The sequence below is a fragment of the Priestia megaterium genome (assembly GCF_046599315.1).
Classification (GTDB): Bacteria; Bacillota; Bacilli; order Bacillales; family Bacillaceae_H; genus Priestia; species Priestia megaterium_F.
In genome coordinates this window covers 288,769-314,387 of the sequence record NZ_JBKIKC010000001.1, presented here as the reverse complement: position 1 = coordinate 314,387, position 25,619 = coordinate 288,769, and the positions used below count along the sequence as shown (strand labels likewise).

At 39.3% G+C, this 25,619-nt stretch carries 34 protein-coding genes; 19 read left to right on the top strand and 15 right to left on the bottom strand.

Going from position 1 to position 25,619, the window contains the following annotated elements:
• Window positions 1-35: 35 nt before the first annotated feature.
• Complete coding sequence (locus tag ACLHDF_RS01860) at window positions 36-449, top strand: DUF5301 domain-containing protein (protein WP_413917341.1); 414 nt, start codon at window positions 36-38, stop codon at window positions 447-449.
• A 131-nt stretch (window positions 450-580) separates the two neighbouring features.
• Here ACLHDF_RS01860 and ACLHDF_RS01855 read toward each other — a convergent pair whose 3' ends face one another.
• The 4 genes from ACLHDF_RS01855 to ACLHDF_RS01840 all read right to left on the bottom strand — a co-directional run bounded on the left by ACLHDF_RS01855 (window position 581) and on the right by ACLHDF_RS01840 (window position 2,612).
• On the bottom strand, window positions 581-721 hold the full coding sequence (locus tag ACLHDF_RS01855; protein ID WP_013058226.1) for a hypothetical protein: 141 nt from the start codon (window positions 719-721) through the stop codon (window positions 581-583).
• Between the two features lie 531 nt (window positions 722-1,252).
• Window positions 1,253-1,693, bottom strand: a complete 441-nt coding sequence (locus ACLHDF_RS01850; RefSeq protein WP_413917340.1) for a DUF5391 family protein — start codon at window positions 1,691-1,693, stop codon at window positions 1,253-1,255.
• 91 nt (window positions 1,694-1,784) lie between these two features.
• Window positions 1,785-1,970 carry a hypothetical protein gene (locus ACLHDF_RS01845; protein ID WP_413917339.1) on the bottom strand — a complete coding sequence of 62 codons (186 nt, stop codon included), beginning with the start codon at window positions 1,968-1,970 and terminating at the stop codon, window positions 1,785-1,787.
• 153 nt (window positions 1,971-2,123) lie between these two features.
• The gene (locus tag ACLHDF_RS01840) at window positions 2,124-2,612 is read right to left on the bottom strand and encodes a DUF2500 domain-containing protein (RefSeq protein ID WP_413917338.1); all 489 of its coding nucleotides are present in this window, start codon (window positions 2,610-2,612) and stop codon (window positions 2,124-2,126) included.
• Window positions 2,613-2,739: 127 nt separating this feature from the next.
• Between ACLHDF_RS01840 and ACLHDF_RS01835 the strand changes: the two genes are divergently transcribed.
• A complete protein-coding gene (locus ACLHDF_RS01835; protein ID WP_413917337.1) occupies window positions 2,740-3,705 on the top strand; it encodes a 2-hydroxyacid dehydrogenase in 966 nt (321 codons plus the stop codon).
• A gap of 93 nt (window positions 3,706-3,798) precedes the next feature.
• Here ACLHDF_RS01835 and ACLHDF_RS01830 read toward each other — a convergent pair whose 3' ends face one another.
• Complete coding sequence (locus ACLHDF_RS01830; RefSeq protein ID WP_413917336.1) at window positions 3,799-4,674, bottom strand: Cof-type HAD-IIB family hydrolase; 876 nt, start codon at window positions 4,672-4,674, stop codon at window positions 3,799-3,801.
• Window positions 4,675-4,836: 162 nt separating this feature from the next.
• On the opposite strand from ACLHDF_RS01830, the gene ACLHDF_RS01825 reads away from it, so the two are divergent.
• Together ACLHDF_RS01825 and ACLHDF_RS01820 are read left to right on the top strand one after the other, a co-directional pair.
• Window positions 4,837-5,595 carry a DeoR/GlpR family DNA-binding transcription regulator gene (locus ACLHDF_RS01825; protein WP_413917335.1) on the top strand — a complete coding sequence of 253 codons (759 nt, stop codon included), beginning with the start codon at window positions 4,837-4,839 and terminating at the stop codon, window positions 5,593-5,595.
• A 52-nt stretch (window positions 5,596-5,647) separates the two neighbouring features.
• On the top strand, window positions 5,648-5,857 hold the full coding sequence (locus ACLHDF_RS01820; protein WP_413917334.1) for a hypothetical protein: 210 nt from the start codon (window positions 5,648-5,650) through the stop codon (window positions 5,855-5,857).
• 76 nt (window positions 5,858-5,933) lie between these two features.
• Here the strand turns inward: ACLHDF_RS01820 and ACLHDF_RS01815 are convergent, their stop codons facing one another.
• The 3 genes from ACLHDF_RS01815 to ACLHDF_RS01805 all read right to left on the bottom strand — a co-directional run bounded on the left by ACLHDF_RS01815 (window position 5,934) and on the right by ACLHDF_RS01805 (window position 7,469).
• Window positions 5,934-6,068, bottom strand: coding sequence for a hypothetical protein (locus ACLHDF_RS01815; RefSeq protein WP_413917333.1), 135 nt, complete (start codon window positions 6,066-6,068; stop codon window positions 5,934-5,936).
• Between the two features lie 138 nt (window positions 6,069-6,206).
• Complete coding sequence (locus ACLHDF_RS01810; RefSeq protein WP_413917332.1) at window positions 6,207-6,896, bottom strand: YoaK family protein; 690 nt, start codon at window positions 6,894-6,896, stop codon at window positions 6,207-6,209.
• A 72-nt stretch (window positions 6,897-6,968) separates the two neighbouring features.
• Entirely contained in the window at window positions 6,969-7,469 is a 501-nt protein-coding gene (locus ACLHDF_RS01805) for an N-acetyltransferase family protein (RefSeq protein WP_413917331.1), read from the bottom strand.
• 114 nt (window positions 7,470-7,583) lie between these two features.
• On the opposite strand from ACLHDF_RS01805, the gene ACLHDF_RS01800 reads away from it, so the two are divergent.
• From ACLHDF_RS01800 to ACLHDF_RS01775, 6 genes are all read left to right on the top strand, one after another.
• The gene (locus ACLHDF_RS01800) at window positions 7,584-8,513 is read left to right on the top strand and encodes a hypothetical protein (RefSeq protein ID WP_413917330.1); all 930 of its coding nucleotides are present in this window, start codon (window positions 7,584-7,586) and stop codon (window positions 8,511-8,513) included.
• 104 nt (window positions 8,514-8,617) lie between these two features.
• Window positions 8,618-9,247, top strand: coding sequence for a CPBP family intramembrane glutamic endopeptidase (locus ACLHDF_RS01795; RefSeq protein WP_413917329.1), 630 nt, complete (start codon window positions 8,618-8,620; stop codon window positions 9,245-9,247).
• Window positions 9,248-9,470: 223 nt separating this feature from the next.
• Window positions 9,471-10,166 (top strand): FadR/GntR family transcriptional regulator, encoded by a 696-nt coding sequence (locus ACLHDF_RS01790; RefSeq protein ID WP_013058211.1) that lies wholly within the window; start codon window positions 9,471-9,473, stop codon window positions 10,164-10,166.
• A gap of 234 nt (window positions 10,167-10,400) precedes the next feature.
• Window positions 10,401-11,294 (top strand): PEP/pyruvate-binding domain-containing protein, encoded by an 894-nt coding sequence (locus tag ACLHDF_RS01785; RefSeq protein ID WP_413917328.1) that lies wholly within the window; start codon window positions 10,401-10,403, stop codon window positions 11,292-11,294.
• Window positions 11,295-11,316: 22 nt separating this feature from the next.
• The gene (locus ACLHDF_RS01780) at window positions 11,317-12,951 is read left to right on the top strand and encodes a PEP-utilizing enzyme (RefSeq protein ID WP_413917327.1); all 1,635 of its coding nucleotides are present in this window, start codon (window positions 11,317-11,319) and stop codon (window positions 12,949-12,951) included.
• On the top strand, window positions 12,938-14,260 hold the full coding sequence (locus tag ACLHDF_RS01775; RefSeq protein ID WP_413917326.1) for an MFS transporter: 1,323 nt from the start codon (window positions 12,938-12,940) through the stop codon (window positions 14,258-14,260). The genes ACLHDF_RS01780 and ACLHDF_RS01775 overlap by 14 nt, the downstream gene beginning before the upstream one ends.
• Before the next feature lie 97 nt (window positions 14,261-14,357).
• On the opposite strand, the gene ACLHDF_RS01770 is transcribed toward ACLHDF_RS01775, so the two are convergent.
• Together ACLHDF_RS01770 and ACLHDF_RS01765 are read right to left on the bottom strand one after the other, a co-directional pair.
• The gene (locus ACLHDF_RS01770) at window positions 14,358-14,825 is read right to left on the bottom strand and encodes a hypothetical protein (RefSeq protein WP_413917325.1); all 468 of its coding nucleotides are present in this window, start codon (window positions 14,823-14,825) and stop codon (window positions 14,358-14,360) included.
• Window positions 14,822-15,205: a GerAB/ArcD/ProY family transporter gene (locus tag ACLHDF_RS01765; protein ID WP_413918243.1), complete on the bottom strand. Its 384-nt coding sequence runs from the start codon at window positions 15,203-15,205 to the stop codon at window positions 14,822-14,824. The genes ACLHDF_RS01770 and ACLHDF_RS01765 overlap by 4 nt, the downstream gene beginning before the upstream one ends.
• A 99-nt stretch (window positions 15,206-15,304) precedes the next feature.
• Here ACLHDF_RS01765 and ACLHDF_RS01760 point away from each other — a divergent pair, with 99 nt between their 5' ends.
• The 5 genes from ACLHDF_RS01760 (at window position 15,305) to ACLHDF_RS01740 (ending at window position 19,589) form a co-directional block, all read left to right on the top strand.
• Window positions 15,305-15,790, top strand: coding sequence for a DUF2306 domain-containing protein (locus ACLHDF_RS01760; protein WP_413917324.1), 486 nt, complete (start codon window positions 15,305-15,307; stop codon window positions 15,788-15,790).
• A 79-nt stretch (window positions 15,791-15,869) separates the two neighbouring features.
• Entirely contained in the window at window positions 15,870-16,352 is a 483-nt protein-coding gene (locus ACLHDF_RS01755; protein WP_413917323.1) for a GNAT family N-acetyltransferase, read from the top strand.
• Window positions 16,353-16,354: 2 nt separating this feature from the next.
• Window positions 16,355-17,434 (top strand): DNA alkylation repair protein, encoded by a 1,080-nt coding sequence (locus tag ACLHDF_RS01750; protein WP_413917322.1) that lies wholly within the window; start codon window positions 16,355-16,357, stop codon window positions 17,432-17,434.
• 125 nt (window positions 17,435-17,559) lie between these two features.
• On the top strand, window positions 17,560-17,838 hold the full coding sequence (locus tag ACLHDF_RS01745) for a hypothetical protein (protein WP_413917321.1): 279 nt from the start codon (window positions 17,560-17,562) through the stop codon (window positions 17,836-17,838).
• A gap of 95 nt (window positions 17,839-17,933) precedes the next feature.
• Window positions 17,934-19,589: a M14 family metallopeptidase gene (locus tag ACLHDF_RS01740; protein WP_413917320.1), complete on the top strand. Its 1,656-nt coding sequence runs from the start codon at window positions 17,934-17,936 to the stop codon at window positions 19,587-19,589.
• A gap of 46 nt (window positions 19,590-19,635) precedes the next feature.
• Here the strand turns inward: ACLHDF_RS01740 and ACLHDF_RS01735 are convergent, their stop codons facing one another.
• Window positions 19,636-20,565 (bottom strand): SDR family oxidoreductase, encoded by a 930-nt coding sequence (locus tag ACLHDF_RS01735; protein ID WP_413917319.1) that lies wholly within the window; start codon window positions 20,563-20,565, stop codon window positions 19,636-19,638.
• 103 nt (window positions 20,566-20,668) lie between these two features.
• On the opposite strand from ACLHDF_RS01735, the gene ACLHDF_RS01730 reads away from it, so the two are divergent.
• A complete protein-coding gene (locus ACLHDF_RS01730; protein ID WP_413917318.1) occupies window positions 20,669-20,839 on the top strand; it encodes a hypothetical protein in 171 nt (56 codons plus the stop codon).
• 417 nt (window positions 20,840-21,256) lie between these two features.
• On the opposite strand, the gene ACLHDF_RS01725 is transcribed toward ACLHDF_RS01730, so the two are convergent.
• A complete protein-coding gene (locus ACLHDF_RS01725; protein WP_413917317.1) occupies window positions 21,257-21,463 on the bottom strand; it encodes a general stress protein in 207 nt (68 codons plus the stop codon).
• A 235-nt stretch (window positions 21,464-21,698) separates the two neighbouring features.
• Here ACLHDF_RS01725 and ACLHDF_RS01720 point away from each other — a divergent pair, with 235 nt between their 5' ends.
• The gene (locus ACLHDF_RS01720) at window positions 21,699-22,568 is read left to right on the top strand and encodes an SDR family oxidoreductase (RefSeq protein WP_413917316.1); all 870 of its coding nucleotides are present in this window, start codon (window positions 21,699-21,701) and stop codon (window positions 22,566-22,568) included.
• Window positions 22,569-22,599: 31 nt separating this feature from the next.
• A complete protein-coding gene (locus tag ACLHDF_RS01715; protein ID WP_413917315.1) occupies window positions 22,600-22,824 on the top strand; it encodes a hypothetical protein in 225 nt (74 codons plus the stop codon).
• A gap of 42 nt (window positions 22,825-22,866) precedes the next feature.
• Here the strand turns inward: ACLHDF_RS01715 and ACLHDF_RS01710 are convergent, their stop codons facing one another.
• On the bottom strand, window positions 22,867-23,724 hold the full coding sequence (locus tag ACLHDF_RS01710) for an STAS domain-containing protein (protein WP_413917314.1): 858 nt from the start codon (window positions 23,722-23,724) through the stop codon (window positions 22,867-22,869).
• A gap of 166 nt (window positions 23,725-23,890) precedes the next feature.
• On the opposite strand from ACLHDF_RS01710, the gene ACLHDF_RS01705 reads away from it, so the two are divergent.
• Entirely contained in the window at window positions 23,891-24,832 is a 942-nt protein-coding gene (locus ACLHDF_RS01705) for a magnesium transporter CorA family protein (RefSeq protein WP_413917313.1), read from the top strand.
• Between the two features lie 36 nt (window positions 24,833-24,868).
• Here the strand turns inward: ACLHDF_RS01705 and ACLHDF_RS01700 are convergent, their stop codons facing one another.
• Together ACLHDF_RS01700 and ACLHDF_RS01695 are read right to left on the bottom strand one after the other, a co-directional pair.
• Window positions 24,869-25,165: a hypothetical protein gene (locus ACLHDF_RS01700; RefSeq protein WP_413917312.1), complete on the bottom strand. Its 297-nt coding sequence runs from the start codon at window positions 25,163-25,165 to the stop codon at window positions 24,869-24,871.
• A 24-nt stretch (window positions 25,166-25,189) separates the two neighbouring features.
• Window positions 25,190-25,492 (bottom strand): hypothetical protein, encoded by a 303-nt coding sequence (locus ACLHDF_RS01695; RefSeq protein WP_413917311.1) that lies wholly within the window; start codon window positions 25,490-25,492, stop codon window positions 25,190-25,192.
• Window positions 25,493-25,619 lie beyond the last annotated feature (127 nt).

Below are 25,619 nucleotides of genomic sequence, written 5' to 3'. Positions count from 1 at the left end.
ATAGATGCAAAGTGATGTAGAAAAGGAGGCTTCTTGTGAAAAAAAGAGCAGTTATTATATGCATACTTCTATTTGTCGTAGCATTTTACTTTACATATACAGGGAAAACCTATCAGTTAAAAGATTTAATAAAAGTAGACGAAGCAAACGTTACACGTATTGAAGTTGATATGGACGAAGGAAAACGTGTAGTAGATGATAAAAAGGATATGAAAGAGATTGTACATTCTTTGTCACAGGTGGAAGTGAAAAAAAGCAGGGAACAAGATCCAAAGTTTGATCAGGCTTACTGGGTAAAAATTGCTGAAAACGGAAAAGATGCATACGGCTTAACTATTTACGATCATAATTACATAAAAGCATTTAATTTTAAAAATAAAAAACAGGATACGTATACGATCGTTAAAGACCAAAAAATAGATCTTAAAACGCTACTTTCAACTAAGTAAACCTGCTTCTTATTGTTATATTGGCAGGGGTAAGCATCATAAGTTTCTCTCAAGCCTAATAAAAAAGACAGCATCGGCTGTCTTTTTTTATTGAAATAATAGATTGAAAATTATGACTATTTAAAACGGAATTAGTCCTTGCCTATATAATTAATAAATGATTGTATTAGGTCAATATCAGGGTTAACCAATAGTGCTGGAAGAAGGCCGAATGTTAATAGTACGAGAACGTTTGATCCAATAAAGATGCGAAGTGCTTTTTTGATTTTCATGATATTTCCTCCCTTTGTTATATTTTCGTATAAAAAGAGAAAAAAATCAATAGAAATGTGACGAAACTGTGAACTTTTTGTCTGAAAGTTTCAAATAGATTCTAAAAACCCCTCTTTGTACTAGACAGAGAGGGGGCATTACAAGCCGTAAAGTATGTAGAAAAATTAAAAGTACATGCGCAAATTCCCAATGAATCGGTAGAGAAAGCAGCATGAAAAGCCAATCAATATACATCCAGCCGCTACAGAAACCCATTTAATATAAAGCTGATTCAGCACTTTTCTCGTGCCAGAAATAATTGTCATTAAGCCTAAGTCATGAATTAAAATCCCCGTTAATATTCCTGCGGGAAAAGCGGAACAGGTGAGACCCTGCAGGAGCGGAAGCAACGAGGAGGCTCACCGGACGCCCGCGGAAAGCGAAGTCTTGCACGAAAATCAACAGCGGTGTAACAAGCAGTTCAGCTCATCTCTCCAATTTGTCGTCTTTAGATGGAATGGACTTAGTTAGGTCTCAACCTTTTCACCATTTTAAACGCTTTCTTGTACAGTGGCTGATGGTCTTTTAAACGCAACAACAAACCACACAATATTCGTGATCAGTAAACCTAAACAAGAAATCACTACACCTATGATTGAAGGTAAGTTTCCCGAGAAATCTTCCAATCCAAATAAAAACAGAGCGGGCATCAGCAATAGAGTACTAGCAGCGATTAAAAGTCCGATGCTGCAAAAAGCAGTCATCACAAATTTTATGAAATTGACTCCTGACATATAAAAAGCTAAAGGCAACAAATATAAAAACAGAACCATGCCAAGAGATAACCACAGCCCCACTGAACCGAACGTATTAACGTTTGGGCCTGAATCTGCTAGAGGAGAAAGCGAACCAAGAACCAAGATAAAGCAGAAAAATAGTGCAGAAAGTAAAGTGGTGATTACCACACTATTTTTTGTTGTAGAATTACGCACTGTTTTTAACCTCCTTTCCTACTAAAAAAGTATATGGATTAATTTTATAATTAAAAGTTCGATAAAACACCATTTTTTTACAAAAAACTGTTTAATAGGTTGGATAATAATGAAAAGTAGATGGGTTGAGATAATACACGTGAACATATTTTTTGTGGGGACCCGGATAGTGGGTTTGATGCCAGTACTGTGTAAGAAGCGTTTGAATAGGATGCGAATGAGGAGCCTCCCCGTAATGTCCGTAGTAGATACCGCTTCCTGCATAAGGAGAATACATAAAATCACCTGCCTGCTTAAATGAATGTGTTACACGGTATGTTTTTATAGTGATTAAAGTTCTTCTACAAAGTAAAAAGGGCACAAATAGGTCGTTTGCTATATGAATGTGTATATACAGTAAAAAAGACCTCTGAGAGAAAGAGATCTTTAGCTAAGCATCTGCATGTTCTTCATTTAGACGCCTTTGAAAATCCAAAAAACGAGTTCCTTGGAACGCCAGTATTCCTTCGTCTCCTTCTGCAAGCATGCCGTATTCACGGCCTGAAACAATAAATTCAGAGCGATCGGTGCTTTCAAACTCAAAGGTTACGTAGTAGGTTGTAGATGTGTGTGAATGATGATGTTTATGAGCGTGACTGTTGTGGCGGTGGACGTTTGTCCGTTTGCCCGTAATTTTTGCTTTTACAGATAGACGAGGAGACTGCTCATTCTTACTCCACGTACTAATTCCTTTAAAAATAGAAAATAGAAAAATACCAATAATAATAACAGAAAACAGCATAACAAACGTAGGTATTCCGTTAAATAACGCATCGTCTGGAAAAAAAGAGCCTCCATTCAAGTCATCGGACGCATCACCTTCAAAAACAATTTCATCTCCGGACGGATCATCTTCAAATATAATTTCATCATCAAACATTCGTATTCCCCCTTACTTATAAAGACGATTCGTGGATGGAAAAAGTTTCATCTTTGTAGTAGGCTTATGATAGGACAGCTAGTTCTTATTCATACATATGGGTTAACAAGGAAAAGGAGAGATAAACATGGGGAAATACAAAGTTGTTATGTCTGGAAAGACGTGGCCAAATGCTTACGAGAAGCTAGCGGAGCACTGCGATATTCAAATATGGGAAGGAGAAGGGAAGATTCCACAAGAAACGCTGCGCGACTGGCTTCGTGATGCCGACGGTTTTTTTAATATCGGCCACATCACAGTAGATGAAAAGTTGTTAGAAGCAGCGCCGAGCCTGCGCGTTATTTCTCAATCAGGCGTGGGGTATGACAGTGTAGATGTCGAAGCATGTACGAAAAAAGGCGTGCCTTTTAGCAATACGCCAGGCGTGTTAGTAGAAGCGACGGCTGATTTAACGTTTGGTTTATTACTTTCTGCGGCTCGCCGTATTCATGAAGGCTATGAAAAAGTGAAACAAGGAAACTGGGAAACGGTATTTGGCGTCGATTTATTTGGAAAAACGCTTGGTATTGTTGGAATGGGCGATATTGGAAGCGCTGTTGCAAGACGAGCAAAAGCATCTGGCATGAACATTGTGTACCATAACCGAAGCCGCAAGCATGAAGCCGAAAAAGAGCTTGATGCCGTATACCTTTCGTTTGAAGAACTGCTTCACACAGCTGACTGTATTGTATGCTTAGTACCGCTTTCAAACGAAAGCAAAGGCATGTTTGGAGAAGCGGAATTTAAAGCAATGAAAAATAGCGCGTATTTTGTGAACGCAGCGCGCGGAGGATTAGTGGATACAGAAGCATTATACGAAGCGCTGAAAAATGAAGAAATTGCGTACGCAGCACTAGATGTAACAGACCCAGAACCGCTTCCGGCAGATCATAAGCTGCTGCAGCTTTCAAATGTGTTAGTAACACCTCATATTGGAAGTGCTACGTACGAAACGCGCAATCGCATGGCAGATTTAGCCGTCGAAAACTTACTTTTAGGTCTTGAGAAAAAGCCTTTAGTGACGTGTGTGAATGAAGAAGTGAATTACAAGTAAGGAGCGCAGCGCGTGGCTATTCTTTTAGCTGCGCTGTGCCGCTTATTTACTGAATGACAATTTAAAAACGCTTGGCATTTGCCAAGCGTTTTTTTAATGTGCTTCTAGCTGTGTTTCTAACACTTTTTCAATAACGGAAGCTACTCCGTTTTCATCGTTCGTTAATGTAACATCATCAGCTAGCGCTTTGATTTCCGCGTGCGCATTTGCCATGGCAATACCTTTTCCAGCCGTTTGCAGCATCGATACGTCGTTAAAGCTGTCTCCAATGGCAATGGCATCATGAAGAGAGCCGCCAAGCTCTCTTACAACGTATGTTAATGCGTTTCCTTTTGACGCATCCTTGTGTTCAAGTTCAAAGTTATGATCAGCGGAAGAAACAAGCGTCATGTCGTGCTGCTTGCTAAAATGATTCCAGCCTTTTTTTCGTTTTTCATCATCAAATGAAAAAGCTAGTACGTTATAAAGCTCTGCATTTGTATTTAAAATATCTTCATAGGATGCCACAAAGGCAAATCCCGTTTGGCTGTATTGCTTAGCTGCCGCGTGATGAAGCTTTTCTTCGTCCACGTTTTTATTGGCGCTTTTTACCCGATCAATTTCAATGGCCAGCAGCTCACGGCCCGAGTTTGGCGTATAAATCGCATGTTCGGCAAACACTTCATAATAAAATTCGTTTGCATCTAGCCACTGAAGCGCTTCTTTTACGTGATGTGCATCAATCGGGACAGAATGTCTTAGCTGTCCGTTCGGGTCATGAATAGTAGCTCCGTTTGCGGCAATCACCCAAACGTCTGAAAGCTCGGCTTTTTTTAATATTTCCTGCACGTCGAAATAAGCGCGTCCTGTGGCAACTACGACTTCAACTCCGTGTTTTTGCGCTTTTTTAATGGCTTCTGCATTGATCCTGCTAATTTCACTGTTGCTGTTTAAAAGCGTTCCATCCAAGTCTGTAAAAATCATCTTCATATAACATCTCTCCTTGACTATTTTTACTTGTTTTTACGTGTTTTATCTTGTTTATCCTACAATAAACGAAAAAACAATGATAATCAAGCGTTTTTACATTGTTTTTACAAAAGAAACAAGTATAATAAAGTAAAAAGCAGAAAGAAAACAGGTGAACAAGCAATGTTGAAACAAGAAAGACGCAAACAAATTATGAATTTGCTTGAAAAAGAAGGGCGAATTGTTGCTACTACGCTTAGCCAAACGCTGAATGTTTCAGAAGATACAATCCGCAGAGATCTGCGGGAAATGGACGCGCTTGGTCTGCTGCAGCGCGTACACGGAGGAGCGCTTCCGCGTTCAACGTCTGCGGTTGATTACAAAGAGCGAAAACATGAATTGATGGATGTTAAGCATTCACTTGCTGTAGCGGCGCTTCCGTTAATTAAGGACGGGCAAGTGCTGCTGATGGACGGAAGTACAACAAATATTCAGCTCGTCAAAGCTTTTCCAAAGAATTTAAACGTTACGGTCATTACAAACAGTCCGCTAATTACCATTGCACTAGCGGAACATGCTTTTGTAGAAGTTGTTTCTCTTGGGGGAACGTTTCGAAAAGAATCCATGGTCACGGTAGGACAAAGCGTGGTTGATATGCTTAAGCAAATTCGAGCGGACCTTTGTTTTTTAGGCGTATACGCAATCGATCCTAAAATCGGTATGAGCATTCCTTTGCTTGAAGAAATGCACATCAAAAGTCAAATGATAAAAAGCGCGAGTGAAGTAGCCGCTATTGTGACAGCTAAAAAACTCAATACATCTTCAACGTACACGTTCAGCTCAGCCAACTCGCTAGATTGGCTGATTACAGAAGAGCATGTGAACGAAACCGTGTTAAATGCTTACCGCGACATTGGCATCGAAGTTATTACAAACAAATAGTAGTTTCGGTAAGGAGGTATATGGTAATGTAGAATAAAAAGGAGCTTAACCGATGAGTGAACAAGTAGATGTTGCGCATGAATTAGCGAAGCTTCAGCAAAGAGTCGAACACTTAGAGGAGAGAGTGAAAAAAGCAGAGTCCAAGCAAGGTCCTTTGCGGTCATTAGGGGAAGCCATACGATCGATTTTAACTGGACTATTCATTGTAGGACCTTTAGCGTCAATCATTATGGGCGTTCTATTGGCAATAGTAGAAAAATGAAAAAGGTTGAGACATAACTAAATCAATATAATCTAAAGGCGAACAAATTGGATAAATGATCTAGTATGTTCGCTTGTTACACCGCTGTTGATTTCCGTGCAAGACTTCGCTTTCCGCGGGCGGCTGGTGAGCTTCCTCGTCGCTTCCGCTCCTGCGGGGTCTCACCTATTCTGCTTTTTCCGTAGGAGTCTTCGCCTTGCTCTCCAATCAACAACTAGAAGCAACTACATATATGAAACCTACGTTCACCATGCCAATAAAAAATCCGAACGAGTTCGATTCTCGATCAAGAATCAAATTTGTTCGGATCTTCCTTTGACTAAGATACTTTTGTCCCAGTCTCTTTTTATTACTTTTCTTCTGAATCAGAACGAAACTTTGTGCTGACAAAAATGATAATGGCTAACAGGATAACAATTGGCAGCCAAATAATTTCAAATTTATAAGCAGGCTCTGCAAGTGCCGCGATCACAGCGCCAAAGCAGTAAAATACAAGAGACAGCGCGCGAAGAATTCCATCGGCTGTAAACGTTTTGCGGTAGCGAGGGCTGCGCAAACGCGCCGTTACGTCTTCAAAGAAATTAGCAAGCGTCCCTGTTAATACGGTTGTTGAAATTCCAGCTACGCCAAGCTTTCGAGCAGCCGTTGTTTGAAGTCCCATTGCTGAGCTTAATAAGAAAATAAACAGGTAAGTTAAGGGTAAAGAAGGAGAAAACGAAGATAAAAGTGCAAAAACAAGTAAAATTAATCCTTCTACTCCAAGTGCGATGGTTACGGCTTTAGGCCAAAACATTTTTTCTTTATTGCCAACAAGAATTGCAGCTCCTACAACTCCTACAATAAAACCTCCTAAAGCTGTTAGGGAATGAAAAACAGTTGTTCCAAGCGAGTTTCCGATTGCTAATCCAAGCAGTACGATGTTTCCGGTCATATTTGCCGTAAAGATATGGCCAAGGCTTAAGTAGCCAATCACATCTACAATACCCGCTGTTACGCAAAGAACTAGCAAAATAATGTTTCGATAAGTAGCATTCGTCACGGTAAGTCATCCTTTCTTTTATACCAACTAACTAGTTTACCGTGAAGAAAAAAATCTGTCCAGAGAGTTGTCTTACAAATCCTTAAGCGTGTCCCATCCAAAAGCTACTTCAGATAAAGGCTTTCCATCAATAATCACTTCAGCTCGATCGATTCTTTTTCCGCCAAGCGCTTCGTAAAAATGACAGGCACTGTTTTGTTCAAAAGCCCATGTGAGCATGGCATGTACGTTTTGTTTTACCAACTCTTGCGCTACTTCGTGCATAAGCGCTTTTCCAATTCCTTTTCGCTGATGCTCTGCTAGTAAATACATTGCAGACAGTTCTCCGGTATAGGAAGGATACTTGTTGGTTCTTTCTTTACCATAAGAAGCAAAGCCGACAATTTGACCGTTTTCTTCTGCAACGAAAACAGAATTTGATTCCAACTGCTTTTTCCAGAGAGCTTTTCGCTTTTCAGCATTTAAAGAGTCTAAAAAAGAATCTGGTACAAGTCCTTTATAAGTCGATTTCCAGCTCTTGACGTGTACGTTCGCAATGCCTGCTTCGTCACCGAGTCTGGCGTGACGTATCATATGCTCACCTCGTTTTTTCTATATTTTAACATAATTTTAAAGTGAGCATCCCCGTTTTTTCTTTTTCTTTGTATATATACAGTAGACGTTTTATATGACAAAGGAGATAACGTGATGAGTAAATTATTATTAAAAGATCAGCCGTTAATTGTACTGCCGGCGCTTGCAGTTAAAGTAGGAGTGAACGGAGCGCTGTTTCTTCAGCAGCTTCACTATTGGCTTGAAAAAAGCGTTAATGTGCAGGACGGATACACATGGGTTTACAATACAAATCAGCAGTGGCTGCAGCAGTTTCCTTTTTGGTCGCTTTCAACGATTCAACGCATTATTTCGAAGCTTGAGAAAGAAGGTTTGATTATAAAAGGAAAGTACAATCGCTCTAAATTTAACAACACGGTCTGGTACCGGATTGATTACGAAAAATTAGAAGAGCTTATGCCAAGCGATGAGTTTGAAGAACTCGAAGACGTCAATTTGACAGAAGGGAATAGTCAAATTAAAGCAGCGGAGACAGTCACAGTGACGGCTTCATTAACAGAGACTACAGCAGAAAATACAAATCAAATAAAAAGAGAAGAAGACGCGCACGACGTATATGTACAAACGTTAGAAGCAGCTTTTATCGCTAGAAGAAACCGAGGATTGTACCCTTCGGCGAATGATTTGAAGCATATGTACGAAGTCGCAAAAAGCGAAATACCCATAGAAACTGCGCTATCTGCACTGCATGAAGCTTTCGATCACTACGCGCCTAAATACAGCGGTGATACCATTCGAGCATTCGCCTACATTAAACAGCATCTTTTTCATAAGCATTATCTAACATCACAGCGAGCGCTTGCCAATCAACAGAGTGAAAAGCCGCTTTCACATGTCAATAAAAAGCGTGTTGTTCGCAAGGAAATGACGCCGGATTGGCTAAGGGAAAATGAGGAGACCGAGCCTTCAGCTCCTGTTTTTAAAGATGATGCTCATTTTGAAGAAGAAAAGAAAAAGCTTGCTGAAAGTCTTCGCGAGCTGGAGCAGGAATTAAAAAATAATTGAAAATACCACTGGACTTTTATAAGATAAAAGATAGTAAACCTTTTGAAAGCGAAAGGTTTACTAGGTAAAAGAAAAGCCGCTCTTAAAGAAGGTGCGCCATAAACATGATAAAATTTTTGCTTTTGCTGTTCATGCCAACAATCTTTGTTTTTTTCGGTTTGTGGCTTATCCAAAATGTGTTGGTAACATTTATTTGCTTCTACGGCTGGATGTTTATGATTTTATATGCAAATAATAAAATTAACGTAAAATTAGTGACTGCGAAAAAATCTCTGTATGTGGGAACTCTTAGCGGAGTTCTATGTGCCGCTGCTATAGTTGGAAGCAGCCTGCTTTTTTCTGGTAAAATCTTTCATGCAGAAGATATGCAAGCGGTTTTGCAAATATGGGGATTTAGCGGGTGGAAAGTTACCATTTTAGCCGTCATTTTGATTTTTATTAATCCTGTTTTAGAAGAAATATATTGGCGGGTGTATATACAAAATAAAGTGAAAAAGCATGTATCCTTCCTCGCTTCAAGTATTGTTACATCAAGCTTTTATACGCTTTATCACATATTGATTATCCTCCCTGTTTTTGTTTTTCCGTTTAATTGGATATCAATAGCGGGCGTCTTTTCAGCAGGTCTGATGTGGGCGTATATAAGAGAGCGGTATAGCGTCGAAGCGAGTATCATCAGCCATGTATTAGCGGATGCGGCAATTATGATTATATATGGATTATATGTAAGATGATGGTATTATGTCAAAAAAACATGAATCGTTATTCATTTATAACTTGTTTTCATGGTATAATAACAATAATAGTAAAATTTTATCAACACATTTGAATTGAAATAATGTATACTTGTAATACAAAGATTGAAGCGTTTACATAAATCGGAATACACACAGTTATACTGGAGCCGATGAACACTAAAAAGAGAGAGAGATAATTACTTGGAGGAGGAATAGAAGTATGTTTGTACCTATTGAGCGTAAAAAAGTGTCTAGTCAAGTGCTTGATCAATTAAAAAAGATGATTAAAGAGAAAACGTTCCCGCCAGAGTCTCGTTTGCCGTCGGAACATGAATTGTCAAAAATGTTTGGAGTTAGCCGTGCGCCAATTCGTGAAGCGCTAAGCGTTCTTTCTGCCAGCGGATTGATTGAATCAAGACAAGGCGGAGGAAGCTACGTAAAGCGTGTAAACTTAGTTGGCATGCTTGATCCAATGACATTTGAAATGGTTGAAGCGGATCAGGTTCTTGAACTGATTGAAATGCGTATTATCATTGAGTCGCAAGCTGCAAGCTTAGCTGCGCTTCGCCGTACAGATGAAGAACTTATTGAAATTAAAGAATCGTTAGAAGCGTTTAAAAAGACGGTTCATAACAGTGAAGAAATTGGACATGAAGCGGACTATCGTTTTCACCATGATATTGTAAAAGCTGCCCATAATTCATTCCTTCTTCATGCCGTAGAAGATTTAGGCCATTTATATCGAAAAGCGCTTGCTTATTCGTTAAATAAAAGCCAAAAAGAAAATCGCAAGCAAACGGATGCTGACCATGAGCGCATTTTTGAAGCAATTAAAAATGGAGAGCCAGAAGAAGCAGCAGAAGCGGTTCGTGATCACTTAGAGCACGTTCGCCAGAAAGTAATGGTATCTCAATAATAAAAAAAACGATAGCCCTTGTGGTTATCGTTTTTTTTATATGTGTTAGTTATAAAAAAAATCACAAATCATATTCTAATGAATATGGTTTGTGATTTTTTTGTAAAGATATTTAAAAATATGTTAATTTTTAGTAAAATAAACTTAATTTTATAAAACTACATCATGGATTTAAATGGAATTTTATCGCTTTATTTAATTATCTTTTGATGTAAATGAAAGGAGGTGAATTCATTGCATATTGTCGCTTTAGAAAAAGCATGTCATGCAGAACTTCAAGCAGTAGGTTCAAAAGCTTATAATCTTTCGAAAATGATTCAACACATTTCTCATATTCCTAAAGGATTTGTCTTAACATCTCACGCATTACATTTCTTTTTAACGTTTAACCAAATAGAGATAAAAGTAGAAGAAAGCAATGTCATAGAAAAGAAGATTCAGAGCGGCATGTTTCCTTTAGCACTACAAAAAGAAATTGTTTCTTCATATACCGATGTTCAAGGTGCAGGTATAAAGGCTGTAGCCGTAAGGTCTTCTTCTGCACTTGAAGATTTAGAGGATGCTTCTTTTGCCGGACAGTATGAAACGGTATTAAATGTAAGAAATATAGAAGAACTGTTGACAAGTATAAAAACATGCTGGGCTTCTTACTTTTCATCCGTGGTTCAGGCGTATGCCGAAGATAAAGAAATTTCGCTTTCTAATCCACAGATGGGTGTCCTTGTACAAGGAATGGTTGAGGCGGATGTATCCGGTGTGATTTTTAGCGTAAACCCTATTACAGAAAGTAAAGAGGAAGTTGTCATTAATGTGACGTACGGCTTAGGAGAGGGAATTGTATCAGGTGCTATTACGCCTGATTTGTTTGTTATTCATAAAAAGACAAGAAATATAATGAAAGAACTAGGGTTAAAAGAGTATAAGCTAGTGTCAGGTTTTACAGGAATAACAAAAGCTGTAACAACAGATAAAGAAAAAAATGAATTTTCTATATCAGATGAAACAGCATTACAGCTGCTTCATTTAACGAATCAAGTAGAGCAGTATTGTCGTTATGCTGTAGACATTGAATTTGCCATAAAAAATGAAAATATTTATTTGCTTCAAGTGAGACCAGTTACTGCCTAATGAAGATGAAAGGGGAAATCCAATGAACGTATTATCTGCATTTCAAAACGACTTATTTTTAAGTGAGGAAGAAAAACAAACGGGATTTTGGGTACAGGACAACTTACATATCGCGCATGTGCTAAGTCCTTTATATGCTTCCTTTCAGCTTCCTGCAATGACTTATGGGACGAAGTACGGTTTTGAAACGTTAAAACTGCCTATCTATCAATTTGTAGTGAAATTAGCTGATGGGAAAATGTATCAACAAAACATTCCGTTTCCAGGTGACGTAAATGATCGCCTAAAAGAGCACCAAGAAGCAGTTAAGCCGCTGTTACCTCGACTTAAACCTAGACTATACGAGTACGTTGATGAGGTGTTTTTACCTTTTTACAGGGAAGTAAAAAGAAATGCAGAACGTCCTTTATCTTTAAAAGAAGCAGAAGAAAAAGTAAAAGAACTGCATGATTTTTATAAAAAAGCTTGGCAGCTTCACTTTGAAATCATTATGCCGAGAAATGATTTAGGGATGGTTTTAGAAGAATTATATGGAGCCTTGACCGGAAACACGAATACGGCTTATGTGTATGATTTGTTGGAAGGCGTGATGAACAAGTCACTTGAAACCGATCAAGCGCTGTGGCAATTAACAGACACAGTCAAACGTTCGGATCAATTAAAACAAGCTTTTATGGAACAGAATTCAGAAGAGATAAAAGCAAGTCTATTAGGCATATCCCAAGGCAGAGAATTTTTAAAAGAGCTACAAAGCTTTTTGAATGAGTACGGCTATCGTTCTGCAAATTCGCATGAGTTTATTGATGAGACGTGGGTAGAGAACCCTTTACATGCGCTGTCGATTATTGCTGGCTATGTGCGTAAAGACTACGACTTCAAGAAAAATTATGAAGACGTCGTAAAAAAGAGAGAAGAAAACTATCGTGATGTACTCGCAAAAATGCCGGAATGCCAAGAAAAAGAGCAGTTTAAGCTGTTTTATGGATGGGCTTTGGACGCATGGGGATTAGATGAAGATCATCATTTTTATATTGATGCGATGCTCCCTGCTACAGCAAGGCTGTTTTTGCTAAATGTAGGAACTCTTTTAGTTAATCACCGAGTAATTCATCAGCCTCAAGATATCTTTCATTTCTATTATGATGAATTGCTAGAAGTATTAAAAACGCCCGTGGCATCTCATGAACTTATCATTAATAGAAAGCAAGAGTTTGAAGAAAATCGTCATAAAAAAACGCCGCCTGCCTACGGAACGCCTCCTCAAGCAGAAGAAGATCCTTTGCTAGAGCGGGTATTCGGGAAAATGGGACCTCCAGAAGTAGATGAAAATCAAAAAACCTTTAAAGGAAGTGCCGCTTCAAGAGGTGTTTATACAGGAACGGTAAAAAATATTACAGATCCAAGTCAATTTTCTAAGCTTGAACAAGGAGATATTCTTGTGTGTGAAACAACAGCACCCGCTTGGACCACATTATTTTCTCTAGCTGGAGCAATTGTAACCAATGCAGGGGGAATTTTATCTCATGCAGGAACAGTGGCTCGTGAATATAAACTTCCAGCGGTTCTCGGCACAAAAGTAGCCACGGATCTACTAAAAGACGGAGATGTTATTACCGTAGACGGAACTAACGGAGTGGTGACGATTGAACAGCAGTAAATCGTCCTGGATTATATTTTCTATTTTAACGGGAACTTTTTTAATTCCTGTTAATTCCACTATGATTGCAGTAGGCTTACCGTCTATTGCCAAAGCGCTTCATCTTTCCATCGTACATGTATCAGTAGTGGTAACTATCTATTTAATTGTGATGGCAGTTGCTCAGCCTATCGCGGGGAAACTTGGTGATTTATACAGAAATAAGACTATGTTTGTGGCAGGAATGGTTATTTTTCTAGTAGGATCGACCGCCTGTGTGTTTTCATATAACCTACTTTCGCTCACAGTCTTTCGCACGCTGCAAGCATTAGGAGGTGCATTAGCCACACCTAACGCAACAGCCATTATGAGACACAGTTTACCAAAAGAAAAGCTTGGAAGAACGCTGGGGCTGTTTGGATTATCAATGGGGCTGGGAGCAGCCGTAGGACCTGTGTTAGGGGCTTTTTTAATCAAATATCTTGGATGGACGTCAATTTTTTGGTTTAACGTTCCTTTTGCTGTTCTATCGTTGATTTGTTCATTTATATATGTGCCGTCTACCGTAAAGCAACAAGCAAAAACGCTGGATATAGGAGGCGCTTTTTTGCTTGGAGTAAGTATGACAAGTTTTACCCTAATGCTGACGCACCGTGACTTGTTTAATGCTTGGACTATTTTCATATGCATAGCATCGGTCATTCTTTTCATTGTGCTAGAACGCAAGGTTCAAGAGCCGCTGATTGATTTTAAGCTTTTTAAGGTTCGCACCTTTTTCTCCTCAAACCTTTCTATTCTATGCAGTAATTTTATGATGTATAGTACCATTTTGTTTATCCCGCTTTTGCTAGAGAAGCAGTATGATATTCGCTTAATTGGTTTGCTTCTTTTCTTTTTTTCATTAGCGATGTCTATTTCTTCTTGGCTAGGAGGGCTGTTAGCGGAGAGGGTAGGAAAAGAACACCCGATACGCTTATCGTTTCTTATTTCATTCCTTGCGGCGATGCTTTATTTCCATTTAGCGAATGCATCCATTTCTTATATAATTGTGTCTTTAATAATAGGAGGCGTTGGAGCAGGAATCGGTGTTTCATCTATGCAGGCTATGAATATTCAATCTGTCAAAAAGGAGCAATCAGGCACTGCGTCCGGTATTTATTCCACTTTTCGTTATATTGGAGGGATGTTAGCTTCAGCTGCGGTGAGCTTGTTAGTAGGTACTACTGGTCTATTGGTAGTTCTATGTATAGCTGGAATAGCAGGATTCCTTGTTTCGCTGGTTGGAAAAGAAAAAGAAAAGCATTCTTACTTGTCTAAAGACGCTTTTTAACTATTAACAAAAAAAGAATAGCCATCGGAGAAGCATACATTCGTGTTATTGTACGTGCTGGAAATGATAATGTGCTTGTCCGGCAGCTATTCTGTTTTTAAGTTATTGCTCTTTTTTCTATTTTACACACCCACTTGTAATACTGCACCACCATCCAAAACAAAACTGGATTTAAGAAAAGCGAATACCACCATGTCCACCATCCATAGTGAAAATACCCCCAAGGAGCAGGAAGAAGAGCTATCATTTCGTAAAGTAAAACAGCAGCCGACCAAACGAAGATATAGACAGCTTTTTTGATGAATGTTCCGGTGAAAGGATAGTAGATAAGAAAAAGCATGTTCACCGGCGGAATGAGAACGGTATAGGCAAAAAAACCTTGCCAGTCTGTATCAGGTGTAAAATACCAGTAGCCGTGAAACTTGAAATTAATAAAGACGTCAAAGATATGCTGAGCAGCAATGGTGAACATCCAAATGTGAACAATTTGATTTGCCGTTAAGCGCTTATTTGTTTTAAAGGCAAGAACGTTAAATAACAAAATAGAAAGAACTAATCCAATCATAGTGGTTCTCCTTTTGGCTTCTTGCCTATATTGTATAATTTTAGGAGATTAAAACCAATAGAGAAATGAAAATACGATGAATTCTCTGCGGTCTTTTTCATAGTGGCAGATGGTAAATTCTTTCGATTTCTTAAAAAGGTGATCACGAGCAAAAGAGCAGGTATGACGATTTGAACCGGAAAATGTAAAGTAAATGGACCGATTTTTAACCCTTCATAGACATGTTCAAAATAGTTTTGAGCAAGAGACAACGAATAAAACAAAACGACTAAGCCAATGGAAAATACTAGCGGTGACGGGTTTTTAAGCTTAAACACGTGAGAAAGGCCCAGCACAGCGGCATAGAAAAACAGACCGATTTTAAAGAACCTTCCAATGATTAAAGTGAAAACGTTCGTAAATAAATAGGGATATTTTGTTAAAAATTAAATGTGTTAGCCGAAGATATAAAAGAGAAGGACATAAAAGGAGAGAGCGTCTTGGATTTATTTGAAGTTATATTAAGTATACATATTGGGCTCGGCATGATTTGTTTGCTTTCAGGAGCGGTGTCTATGCTAGTGCCTAAGACAAAAGGAGGGCATACAAAATGGGGAGAAGTGTATCATGGTGCTTATGCAGCCCTAGCCGCTACCGCTATCATTCTATCAATTTGGAAATGGAATGAAATTGCTTATTTATTTTATATCGCGGTGTTTTCATATGGATTAGCGATGTATGGCTATACAGCACGTAAGAGAAAATGGAAAAGCTGGCTTCAACACCATATTCGCGGTATGCTGGGGTCTTATATCGGAGCGGTTACCGCACTTCTTGTGAATATTGGAGACAGTATTCCGCTGTTAAATAAGCTTCCGGCTCTTTCTTACTGGTTTTTGCCAACGATTATTGGCAGCCCGCTTATTTACATGGTCGGAAGACGCTTTAGAAAAAAACCTTCAGTTTCTAAAAAAATATCATACTAGCCTAAAAGCCTTTTCCCTGTAAAAGGCTTTTTCTATGGCGAACATTTGTGCTATGCTAGAGAAGCAAGGAGGATACAGCATGAAAGAAAACCATGAGTTTACCATACATACGAATAAAGAAAAGCTTGATATAGATGTCGTTTACTCGTACCTTCATCATGAATCGTACTGGGCAAAAGGAATTCCGTTTCACCTTGTTCAAACGTCCATCGAACACTCCGTTTGTTTTGGTGTGTATGATGCTTGTGATAAACAAGTAGGGTTCGGACGGATTATTTCTGATTTTGCGACGTTTGCTTATTTGGCGGATGTGTTTATTCTTCCGCATGCAAGAGGCAATGGACTTGGAAAAGCGCTGGTACAAGAAATGATTCGCTATAAGCCGATTCAAAACGTACGAAAAATTCTATTGGCGACAAAAGACGCTCACGGCTTGTATAGTCAGTACGGATTCAAAGAAGTCAAAAATAAGCAGCTGTTTATGCAAATCTTTAAAAAAGGCCTGTACGAGCGAGCGCTTCATTTAGAAGAAAATAAAATGGTACCGGGAAAAGAGGGATAGATATGGCTGAAGAGTTACGTAAAAGCGTGTTTAATGAAGAATTGATTACGCACTTGAGTGACGCTTTTTCACGTGAAATGAGCTCATTTGATAAAAAAGCGTTTCATGAGCTGGTTTTTCAACAAGATTGGGAAGACTTAGCTCTTAAGCAGCGCATGAGAAGAATTACACTTTCCATGTATGAAGTGCTGCCAGCGGATTATGAAGAAGCACTTCATATTTTATATAAAGCAGCTCCAACGGTAGGAGGACTTCAAGGCACTATTTTTCCAGATTACGTTGAACTTTACGGATTGAACGCTTGGGAAGCTTCAATGAAAGCACTCGCTTTTTTTACGCCGTTTTCCACGTCAGAATTTGCGGTGCGTCCGTTTTTAATTCAAGATAAAAATCGAATGCTTGAGCAAATGATTGAGTGGGCGGGGAATCAAAACCACCATATTCGAAGGTTAGCAAGCGAAGGGAGTCGTCCTAGACTTCCATGGGGACAATCAGTACCTGAGTTAAAGCAGGAACCGAAGCAAACGCTGCCAATTTTAGAACAGTTAAAATGCGATGAATCGCTATATGTCCGCAAAAGCGTAGCCAATCATTTAAATGATATTTCATACATAGACAAACATTGGATGCTTGATGTTGTGAAAAGGTGGCACGGTGAAGACGTTAAAACCGACTGGATTGTCAAACATGCGTGTCGTTCACTGCTCAAAAAAGGAGATCCTGAAGCTCTGTCTCTTTTTGGCTATGGAGATGACCCGGGAGTGAATGTCGCACGGCTTAGCTTGCAGCCACATACTATTACGATTGGTGATAGCATTGACTTTTCCTTTGAATTATCGGTAGAAAAAAACATGCCGCTTCGAATAGAGTATGGAATTCATTACGTAAAAGCCAAAGGAAACCGCACTCAAAAAGTGTTCATGTTAAAAAATGTTCAAGGGAAAGCAGGCCAAACGCTTACAGTCACAAAAAAGCATGCGTTTAAAGATTTAAGTACCAGAAAACATTATAGAGGTATGCATACCCTTTCTGTTATTGTAAACGGAGTGGTAAAAGCAGAAGCGGACTTTGTTATAGAGTAGAGGCTGGGACAAAAGTATTTTAGTTAAATTTAAACACGAACTATCTATCGAAAATTGATTAATAGTTCGTGTTTTTTTATTATCATGGTGAATGTAGGTTTCATGTATGCAGTTGCTTCTAGCTGTTGATTGGAATTGGAGGGCAAGGCGAAGACTCCTGCGGGAAAAGCAGAACAGATGAGGCCCCGCAGGAGCGCAAGCGACGAGAAGGCTCATCGGCCGCCCGCGGAAAGCGAAGCCTTGCACGGAAATCAACAGCGGTGGAACAAGCAGTCCAGACCATTTATCCTGACTGTTTATCTTCACATTGGATTGATTTCGTTATGTCTCAATCACTTTTTTATAGAACTGCACTCGTCTCATACACTAAAAATAGTCAAAAAGGTTCAGCTTCCTTATCTTGAAGTTATTTCCTTAAACGGTATAATTATTTATGTAACATTTTAAATATTTAAAAAATTTAAAATGTCTAATCAAGGGGACGGGGAGGAGTAAATGAATGGAAAAAACTGTGAAACAGACAACCGTGCCGGCTCTTTTGTCGATTGGATTATTGCTGTCGCCGCTTGCGGTACAAGCTGATGTGCCTTATTACGGAAAAGACTATAACCAGCCCGAAAAAATTAAAGCGCTTTACCCGGAAATAAAGGTGGATGAAGCAACGCCCGCGTTTATGAAAGGACAAGATGCATTTACGACTCAAGAAGAAATGATGAGCTATGTCCAAAAACTTGCTCATAAAAGTCCGTACGTAAAGCTTAAGATTATCGGAAAGTCACAGCAAGGGCGTGAAATTCCGGCTCTGTACTTTTCGAAGGAAAAGAAATTTGCGGATGGAAAGACATCCAAAAAGCCAACGATTTGGCTTCAAAGTCAAATTCATGGTAATGAACCGGCAAGCGGCGAATCGGTACTAGCCGTGGCGACGCGTTTGACAGAAGACTTTGGAAAAGATGTGCTAAATAAAGTGAACATTGTGATTGTGCCGCGCATTAATCCAGACGGATCTTATGCATTCAAGCGTCAGCTGGCAAATAATTTAGATGGAAACCGTGACTACATAAAGCTTGAAAGTCCGGAAGTGCAGAGCATACGAGCTGAATTTAACCGCTTTTCACCAGAAGTGGTCATCGACGCTCATGAATATACGCCTTACAACAGCGGATTTAAAAATATTGGTAAAGAAGGCGTGTGGAAGTATCACGATATTTTACTGCAGTCCGGGCGAAACTTAAATATTCCGCAGAACATTCGCGACGTGTCTGATGAACTGTTTGTGAACAGCACGCTTCAGGCAATTGAAAAGCAAGGATATTCAGGAGAGGTATACTATACGTCTCAAGTGAATAAACAAGGGCAGCTTGAAGTGGAAGAAGGCTCAGTTGAACCGCGGATCGGCCGAAACTCATTAGGCTTGTATCCATCGTTTTCGTTTTTAGTCGAAAGCAGGGGAATCGGCATTGGACGAGAAGATTTTCCGCGGCGAGTGAGTGCGCAAATTGCTACGCAAGAAAAGCTGATTACGCAAACAGCCGCTAATGCCAAACAAATTAAAGCGCTGATTGCAAAAGAAAAAGCGGCACTTGTCAAAAAAGGAAAAAATGCAAATGACCATGACCAAATTGTTGTCAACAGTGAAAATAAAAAAATACCAAACTCCACACTAGAAATGGTCGATGTGGAAAGTGCGTCTGTTAAAGAAATTCCCGTGACGTACTACAGTGCAAAAGAAGCAACACCGACGCTTGTCCGCGAACGTCCGACTGCTTATATTTTAAAACCAGGACATGAAGATGTAGCAGCAAGGCTGCAGGGACAAGGAGTAAAAGGCTTCAAATTAACGAAAGAAACGGCTCTTTCAGTAGAAGCGTATAACGTCAGCAGCCGCATAGAAAATGAAGCCTACGAAAACAAGCCAAATGTGGACGTGCAAACAATCGTCAAGTCAAAAACAGTAACGTTCCCAAAAGGAAGCTACGTCTTTTTAACATCTCAGCCGCAAAACAATTTATTGTCACTATCACTTGAACCGGAATCTGTGGACAGCTTCACGACGTTTGGGTATTTGCCTTCAGAAGTAGGACAAGAGCTTGATGTTTACCGGTTTACACGTTTAATTGAAAAATCACCTTTGCAAAAAGAATCCCATAAATAATAAAAAAGCGTGGAGCTTGGCTTCACGCTTTTTTATATTGGGCTGCTTAAGAAGAAACCCACTCTCCGCCGTTTACATGAAGGGTTTGCCCTGTGACAAACCGTGAGTCGTCGCTCGCGAGATACACGTAGGTCGGAGCAAGTTCAAACGGCTGTCCTTGGCGTTCCATCGGATTATCCACTTGCGTTACTTGATCAGCTGAAAAGCTTGCTGGAATGAGCGGTGTCCAAATACGGCCTGGAGCTACGGCGTTCACGCGAATGCCGTCTTTAATCACACTATTGGAAAGCGCACGAGTGAAACCGACGATGGCTCCTTTGGTTGCCGTATAGTCAATTAATTGCTCATAGCCTTTATATGTCACAATTGAAGCGGTATTGATAATCGAGCTGCCAGCTTTTAAATGCGGCAGAGCGGCTCTCGTCGTATAAAAATGCGAGTAGATATTCACTTTGAACGTATGATCAAACTGTTCATCAGTGATATCTAAAAGGCTCAGCTGTTGAAACTGAACCCCTACGTTATTGCACAAAACATCAAGCTGACCGAACGTTTCCACTGTTTTTTCTACGATGTCTTTGCAGTGCTTTTTTTCCCGCACGTCGCCGGGAAGCAGCACACATTTTTGACTCAGTTCTTCAATGCGTGCTTTCGTACGATTTGCGTCTTCATGTTCATCTAAATAAGCAATGGCAATGTTTGCTCCTTCTTTAGCGAAGGCAATTGCAGCGGCAGCTCCGATTCCGCTGTCACCGCCTGTAATGAGAGCAACCTTTCCTTTTAATTTGCCGCTGCCTTTGTAATGCGGATTTTCGATAATGGGACGCGGAACCATCAAACTTTCTAATCCAGGCTGGCGAAGCTGCCGCTGTTCAGGAACCGTAATCGGCACGTCTTCATAGCGCGTGATTTTTCCATAATTGGGGTGCATCGGATAGCCTTGCTTGTCTTTATAGAACTCATCGTTTGGACACATAAAAGAACCTCCTCAAAAAGCATCACTCTTTCACTCTATGACATAGATCTATCTCTCATGCATACGTATAAAGAGTGTAGAATGCGAGAAAGAAGGGGAGTTCATGCGATATTACTACAGCGAAGAAGTGAAGCTATTGCTAATGGACGGATCAAATCAGACGGTGGAAGTAACCTATAACTCTGACGCTCAACTATTTATACTGCCGCTTTTGGGGCCTCGTCCGCCTTTTTATGTAAACCCTCGCTATGAGAAGTATCTGCCTGTTTTATAGCGAAGCGAGCCCTTCTGGATGAAGGGCTTTTGAAATTGGTTTTTCTTTTATTTTCCTCGGGAATGCTCGCGTGACTGCTGTCGATTTCTTCTTCTTCGGGAGAAAAAATAAATAAAAAAACCGACTAATACGAGAAGAGTAATAAGAAGAACACTTGTAGGAAAGTAAAGAGAGCCTATGTGAATTCCCAAATAGTTTAACATTGTTATAACTTCCTTTCTTGATAAAAAAATGTTTTATTTTACTAAATACCCCTATAAGCTACTAAAAAACGTTCGAGTTAGTTTAGTAGGGAATGGACTGCTTTTGTGTACCAATCACCACGATACGCCCCCGTTTCATCTCTTCTTTATACGAGTCTGCTTCTTGGTTAGACAAGCCGAGAGAAGCCATTTTTGAAAGCAGCTCATCTTCTCTTCAAAGAAGCATATTTACCGCTGTTTCAAAAATCCCTTGCTCCGCCGTTCTGTATCTTTTGGTATGTGTTGCATCCGTTAAATCATGAGACCATTCTTTATCATAGGCCAGCAGATAAATGTCTTCACTTGTAAATCCTTTCTTTAAAAAATAGTCGATGATGCAGGTTGCCTCCTCTCGATTTGCTGCTACTTGAATGTGTTTCATAGACAAAAAAACCTCCTAGCAAACCTCCTAGCAAAAAGATATTTCTGAAATGCATCTTCTACTTATCATGTAACCTTTGTTTCCAACTTTAAACTTGTTTTCTATCAATTTTCCAAGGTAACAAAAGAATATATAAACATAATAAATTTTTTAAAAAGATGTTTGAACTTCAAAACAGAAGGCTAAACGTAGACTATACTAAAAAGTTCCATCAAAAAAATAGGAGGAGATTAAAATGAATTTACAAGAACAACAAACCCAAGGTCAGCCCGAGCAAACGCAAGACCGTCAGCCTGGTATCGAAAGCGAGATGAATCCTCTCCCTATTTATGAGGATGACAATTACATTGGTACAGGAAAATTAAAAGGAAAAGTAGCGTTAGTTACCGGCGGAGACAGCGGAATTGGAAGAGCTGTATCCATTGCTTATGCGAAAGAAGGAGCAGACGTAGCCATCGTTTACTTAAACGAACATAGCGACGCGGAAGAAACAAAAGCCCGCATTGAAGAAGAAGGTGTAAGATGTCTGCTGATTGCAGGAGACGTAGGAGACGAATCGTTCTGTAATGAAGCGGTGGAAAAAACGGTGAGCGAGCTAGGAAAGCTTGACATTCTTGTGAACAATGCAGGAGAACAGCATCCAAAAGAAAGCATTAAAGAAATTACAAGTGAACAGCTTGAACGAACGTTCAAAACGAACTTTTATTCCTACTTTTATTTTACGAAAAAAGCGCTTGATTACTTAGGAAAAGGCAGTGCAATTATTAATACAACGTCGATTAATCCCTACCGTGGAAATCCTCAGCTGATTGATTATACGGCGACAAAAGGAGCAATCAATGGCTTCACGCGCAGTATGGCGCAAGCGCTTGTTAAAGACGGCATTCGCGTTAACGCCGTAGCGCCGGGCCCAATCTGGACACCGCTTATTCCGTCTACTTTCTCAGGCGATAAAGTAGGAGAATTCGGTACAGATACGCCGATGGGCAGACCTGGACACCCTGTAGAACACGTCGGCTGCTATGTACTATTAGCATCTAATGATTCATCTTATATGACGGGGCAAACGCTTCATGTCAACGGCGGGGACTTTATGAACACATAATTGCTTCACCTATAATAAAGGAGGAGAAAAGATGGGAGAATGCTCGAAAAGATCTATTTCAAATACACCAAAAAAAAGAGACGAAACGGAACAGCGTGTAACTGATCAAGACGAAACGTTATTTGAGCGTTTCAAAGAAGAAGAAACGGTGGACCCTATGCCAATGGAAGACATAGGACTTGAACAAAAAGAAGAGAAAAATAAAAAGAAAACGAAGAATGAATCGGGTTCTGAACGTATTCATCATAGAAAATAAAAAACAGCCTTCTCGGGCTGTTTTTTTGTTAGTATCACACTATTAATAAGTATTAGAAGCAATGACAATTTTTGAATCATCTTCTAATGCTTGAGCGAGATTTGATTTAATTCGTATATGATCAAATTTCAGTCCAAGCTGCATTGCAGTAGTAGCTAATTCAGGACGAATGCCCGATAAAATTGATTTAACGCCAATTAAATCAAGTGCATCTATCAGCTGAAACAGCTCGTGTGCGACCATTGTATCGATCACCACAACTCCTGATAAATCAATATACAAATGAGAGATTTGCTTCTCTGCACATTGTTTTAACGTGCTTTCTAAAATCATTTTCGCTCTTGCCGTATCAATATCACCAACTAATGGTAGAAGAGCCACGTCTTTTTTAATCACAATAACAGGTGAACTTAATTCATGAATCATTTCCTGCTGAGAGCGGAGGCGGTTTGATGCGTATTCCTGCGCTTCAGTGATGAATTTTAAAATAATAATATCAAATACTCTTACTACTTTTTCATTCCACATATCGAGATGCTGCTGAGTCGCGTCTTCATGAAGTTCTGCAAATCGGCGAATATAATCACAATATTGTTTGCGGACGTTCATAAATTCTTTAATAATACTTTGAATGGGTGTTCTGAGATGCTGTTGGTCTTTGGCAACTTTATTTAGCCACGTGTTAAAAGATTCAAAAAAGCTTTTTTCGTCTTCTATAAAGATGTTGCTAATATATAAATGAAATTCATAGTTTTGCGCTTTTAAGCGTTTAATGACGTCGGGGTCACTAGAGGTGTATACGCCTTCAGAAGAATTTTTGTCCAAAGACTCATACCATTCTTCTGTCATATTTGGTGCATTTTCTAGCAGATAAGAACGTAAAGCGATATCTTTCTTCACTGTTATTCTCCTCTCAAACTGATAAAGCATCGCGCATGTGCACAACGTATTTATTATAGCACCTTTTTTATAAAGATAGATATGAAATGTATGTTTATTTTGCGTGTTAGGTTTTAAGTGATTGTATATAGGGAAAAATTCTAATAAAAGGGGAAAGAGGGAAAGTATGAATACCGTGACGAACGATCATTGGAAATGGTATCAGTTTGATTTAGAAGAAGCAGATGAAATAGCTGATGTCATCAAACATTATCAGTATCCAAGAAATGAATGGTTTTGCCATCAGCTGCAAAAGAAAAATTCTAACCATATTCAAGTAGATATAATAGGAGAAAGTGAGCTCATTTATGGTTCACTCATTTATCATAAAGAGTCGTTTGATCAAAAAAATTACGATTCGTTTCATTTTTATATCACCGAGGAGTTTATTATAACGGCGGGAATTGATTTGGAAATCCTACAAGATACTCATCATGAACAAATGATTGAACGCATGAAGCATTCTTCTAATACGGCAGAAAGCTTTTTTATTCTTTTAGGCGAAATTATGAAAAAGCACTTGAATGGATTTGATCAGTTTGAAAGTCATTTCAGAGAGCTTCTGTGGGAAGTGCGTCATAACAACAACACGAATGTGTTAGATGATATTCATAAAGCGCGGTATGACCTGCTTATATGGACAAATTTAATCAGCTCTATTCGAGAAGTGACAATGGGGATAGAAGAAGCGTTTCACAAAAAAATTAACCAAACGGTTGAATATGAGCGAATGTGTAAAAAAATTGAAATCGGTCTAACACTGATTGAACAGTACCAAAAAGAATTTGACGCGTTAATTAAATTAGAAGAAGTTGTGTCTACTCATAGAGGAAATGAGATTATGAAAGCTTTAACACTGCTAACTGCCATCAGTACCCCTTTAACAGCTTTTGGGGCACTGTGGGGAATGAACTTTAAAGGGATGCCCGAGCTTGACTGGAAGTTTGGCTATGTCTATGCGCTTATTTTAATTGTTCTTTCGACCGTTGCCATTTATCTTTATTTAAAAATGAAAGGCTGGACGGGTGACCTGTTAAAAGGAAGAAAAAAGAATTCATTTTTCAAATAGAAAAACCGCTTATAAAAGCGGCTTTTTTATTGCGTGTCATCCGCGCCTCCACGTCGCAGGTTCACCTGAACGAAGGCATCTTGGAAATAAATCATTTTCTTTTAGCTTTACTTGATTGCCATTTTCGTCCGTATAGCGTCCGGTTTGCGGAACAAGTTCTCCTGTTGAAAAGGCATCATCTACAGGTTTCCACGTCGTGGATTCACGCGTGTGAGGACATGGTGTAAAAAGGTCATCTTTTTGAAAAAGCTTAATTTCACCTTCTTCGCAAATGTAAGCACCGGATTCTGGTACAGCTTCACTCGTTCGATAAACGTTCTGTACAATTTTCACGCGCACCCAACCTTTCGTTTTCCATCAGTTGTATTTTAGTGTTCCAGTCGTGGCATCCATGTACGTACGGTCTTCTATGATATCTGACTCATCTAGCTTTCTAAATGGGGCACAGTAGCATACAACACCCGTCTCGATTTCAATTTCTTGAAATCCGTACGTACGGCAAAGGTATTCACCAACATCTACCGGAGCTGGATGCGCATCCAACTCATCTAATGCTTCGTTGAACATCTCTAAAAATTCTTTTTTCGAAAACTTTCTTGTATGATGCAGTGTGACTGGGTCCCCAGAGTCTGTTCCTTGTGCTAAAGCATAAAAATACATCATCTTCACTCCTCGTATATATATAGTCGTACTTTTTCTGAAATATATAAACAATGATTGTTAGTAAGTAAATTCCCTTAAATAAACGAAATAAACGCATCTGGAAGAAAACGGTTTCTTTTTTATC

Bases quoted from the DNA above. Each gene is read 5' to 3' on its own strand.
- ACLHDF_RS01855 (WP_013058226.1), bottom strand. From the start codon at position 721: ATGAAAATCAAAAAAGCACTTCGCATCTTTATTGGATCAAACGTTCTC.
- ACLHDF_RS01845 (WP_413917339.1), bottom strand. From the start codon at position 1,970: ATGTATTCTCCTTATGCAGGAAGCGGTATCTACTACGGACATTACGGG.
- ACLHDF_RS01840 (WP_413917338.1), bottom strand. From the start codon at position 2,612: ATGTTTGATGATGAAATTATATTTGAAGATGATCCGTCCGGAGATGAA.
- ACLHDF_RS01835 (WP_413917337.1), top strand. From the start codon at position 2,740: ATGGGGAAATACAAAGTTGTTATGTCTGGAAAGACGTGGCCAAATGCT.
- ACLHDF_RS01830 (WP_413917336.1), bottom strand. From the start codon at position 4,674: ATGAAGATGATTTTTACAGACTTGGATGGAACGCTTTTAAACAGCAAC.
- ACLHDF_RS01825 (WP_413917335.1), top strand. From the start codon at position 4,837: ATGTTGAAACAAGAAAGACGCAAACAAATTATGAATTTGCTTGAAAAA.
- ACLHDF_RS01820 (WP_413917334.1), top strand. From the start codon at position 5,648: ATGAGTGAACAAGTAGATGTTGCGCATGAATTAGCGAAGCTTCAGCAA.
- ACLHDF_RS01805 (WP_413917331.1), bottom strand. From the start codon at position 7,469: ATGATACGTCACGCCAGACTCGGTGACGAAGCAGGCATTGCGAACGTA.
- ACLHDF_RS01800 (WP_413917330.1), top strand. From the start codon at position 7,584: ATGAGTAAATTATTATTAAAAGATCAGCCGTTAATTGTACTGCCGGCG.
- ACLHDF_RS01795 (WP_413917329.1), top strand. From the start codon at position 8,618: ATGATAAAATTTTTGCTTTTGCTGTTCATGCCAACAATCTTTGTTTTT.
- ACLHDF_RS01790 (WP_013058211.1), top strand. From the start codon at position 9,471: ATGTTTGTACCTATTGAGCGTAAAAAAGTGTCTAGTCAAGTGCTTGAT.
- ACLHDF_RS01780 (WP_413917327.1), top strand. From the start codon at position 11,317: ATGAACGTATTATCTGCATTTCAAAACGACTTATTTTTAAGTGAGGAA.
- ACLHDF_RS01770 (WP_413917325.1), bottom strand. From the start codon at position 14,825: ATGATTGGATTAGTTCTTTCTATTTTGTTATTTAACGTTCTTGCCTTT.
- ACLHDF_RS01755 (WP_413917323.1), top strand. From the start codon at position 15,870: ATGAAAGAAAACCATGAGTTTACCATACATACGAATAAAGAAAAGCTT.
- ACLHDF_RS01750 (WP_413917322.1), top strand. From the start codon at position 16,355: ATGGCTGAAGAGTTACGTAAAAGCGTGTTTAATGAAGAATTGATTACG.
- ACLHDF_RS01740 (WP_413917320.1), top strand. From the start codon at position 17,934: ATGGAAAAAACTGTGAAACAGACAACCGTGCCGGCTCTTTTGTCGATT.
- ACLHDF_RS01735 (WP_413917319.1), bottom strand. From the start codon at position 20,565: ATGTGTCCAAACGATGAGTTCTATAAAGACAAGCAAGGCTATCCGATG.
- ACLHDF_RS01730 (WP_413917318.1), top strand. From the start codon at position 20,669: ATGCGATATTACTACAGCGAAGAAGTGAAGCTATTGCTAATGGACGGA.
- ACLHDF_RS01725 (WP_413917317.1), bottom strand. From the start codon at position 21,463: ATGAAACACATTCAAGTAGCAGCAAATCGAGAGGAGGCAACCTGCATC.
- ACLHDF_RS01720 (WP_413917316.1), top strand. From the start codon at position 21,699: ATGAATTTACAAGAACAACAAACCCAAGGTCAGCCCGAGCAAACGCAA.
- ACLHDF_RS01715 (WP_413917315.1), top strand. From the start codon at position 22,600: ATGGGAGAATGCTCGAAAAGATCTATTTCAAATACACCAAAAAAAAGA.
- ACLHDF_RS01705 (WP_413917313.1), top strand. From the start codon at position 23,891: ATGAATACCGTGACGAACGATCATTGGAAATGGTATCAGTTTGATTTA.
- ACLHDF_RS01695 (WP_413917311.1), bottom strand. From the start codon at position 25,492: ATGTATTTTTATGCTTTAGCACAAGGAACAGACTCTGGGGACCCAGTC.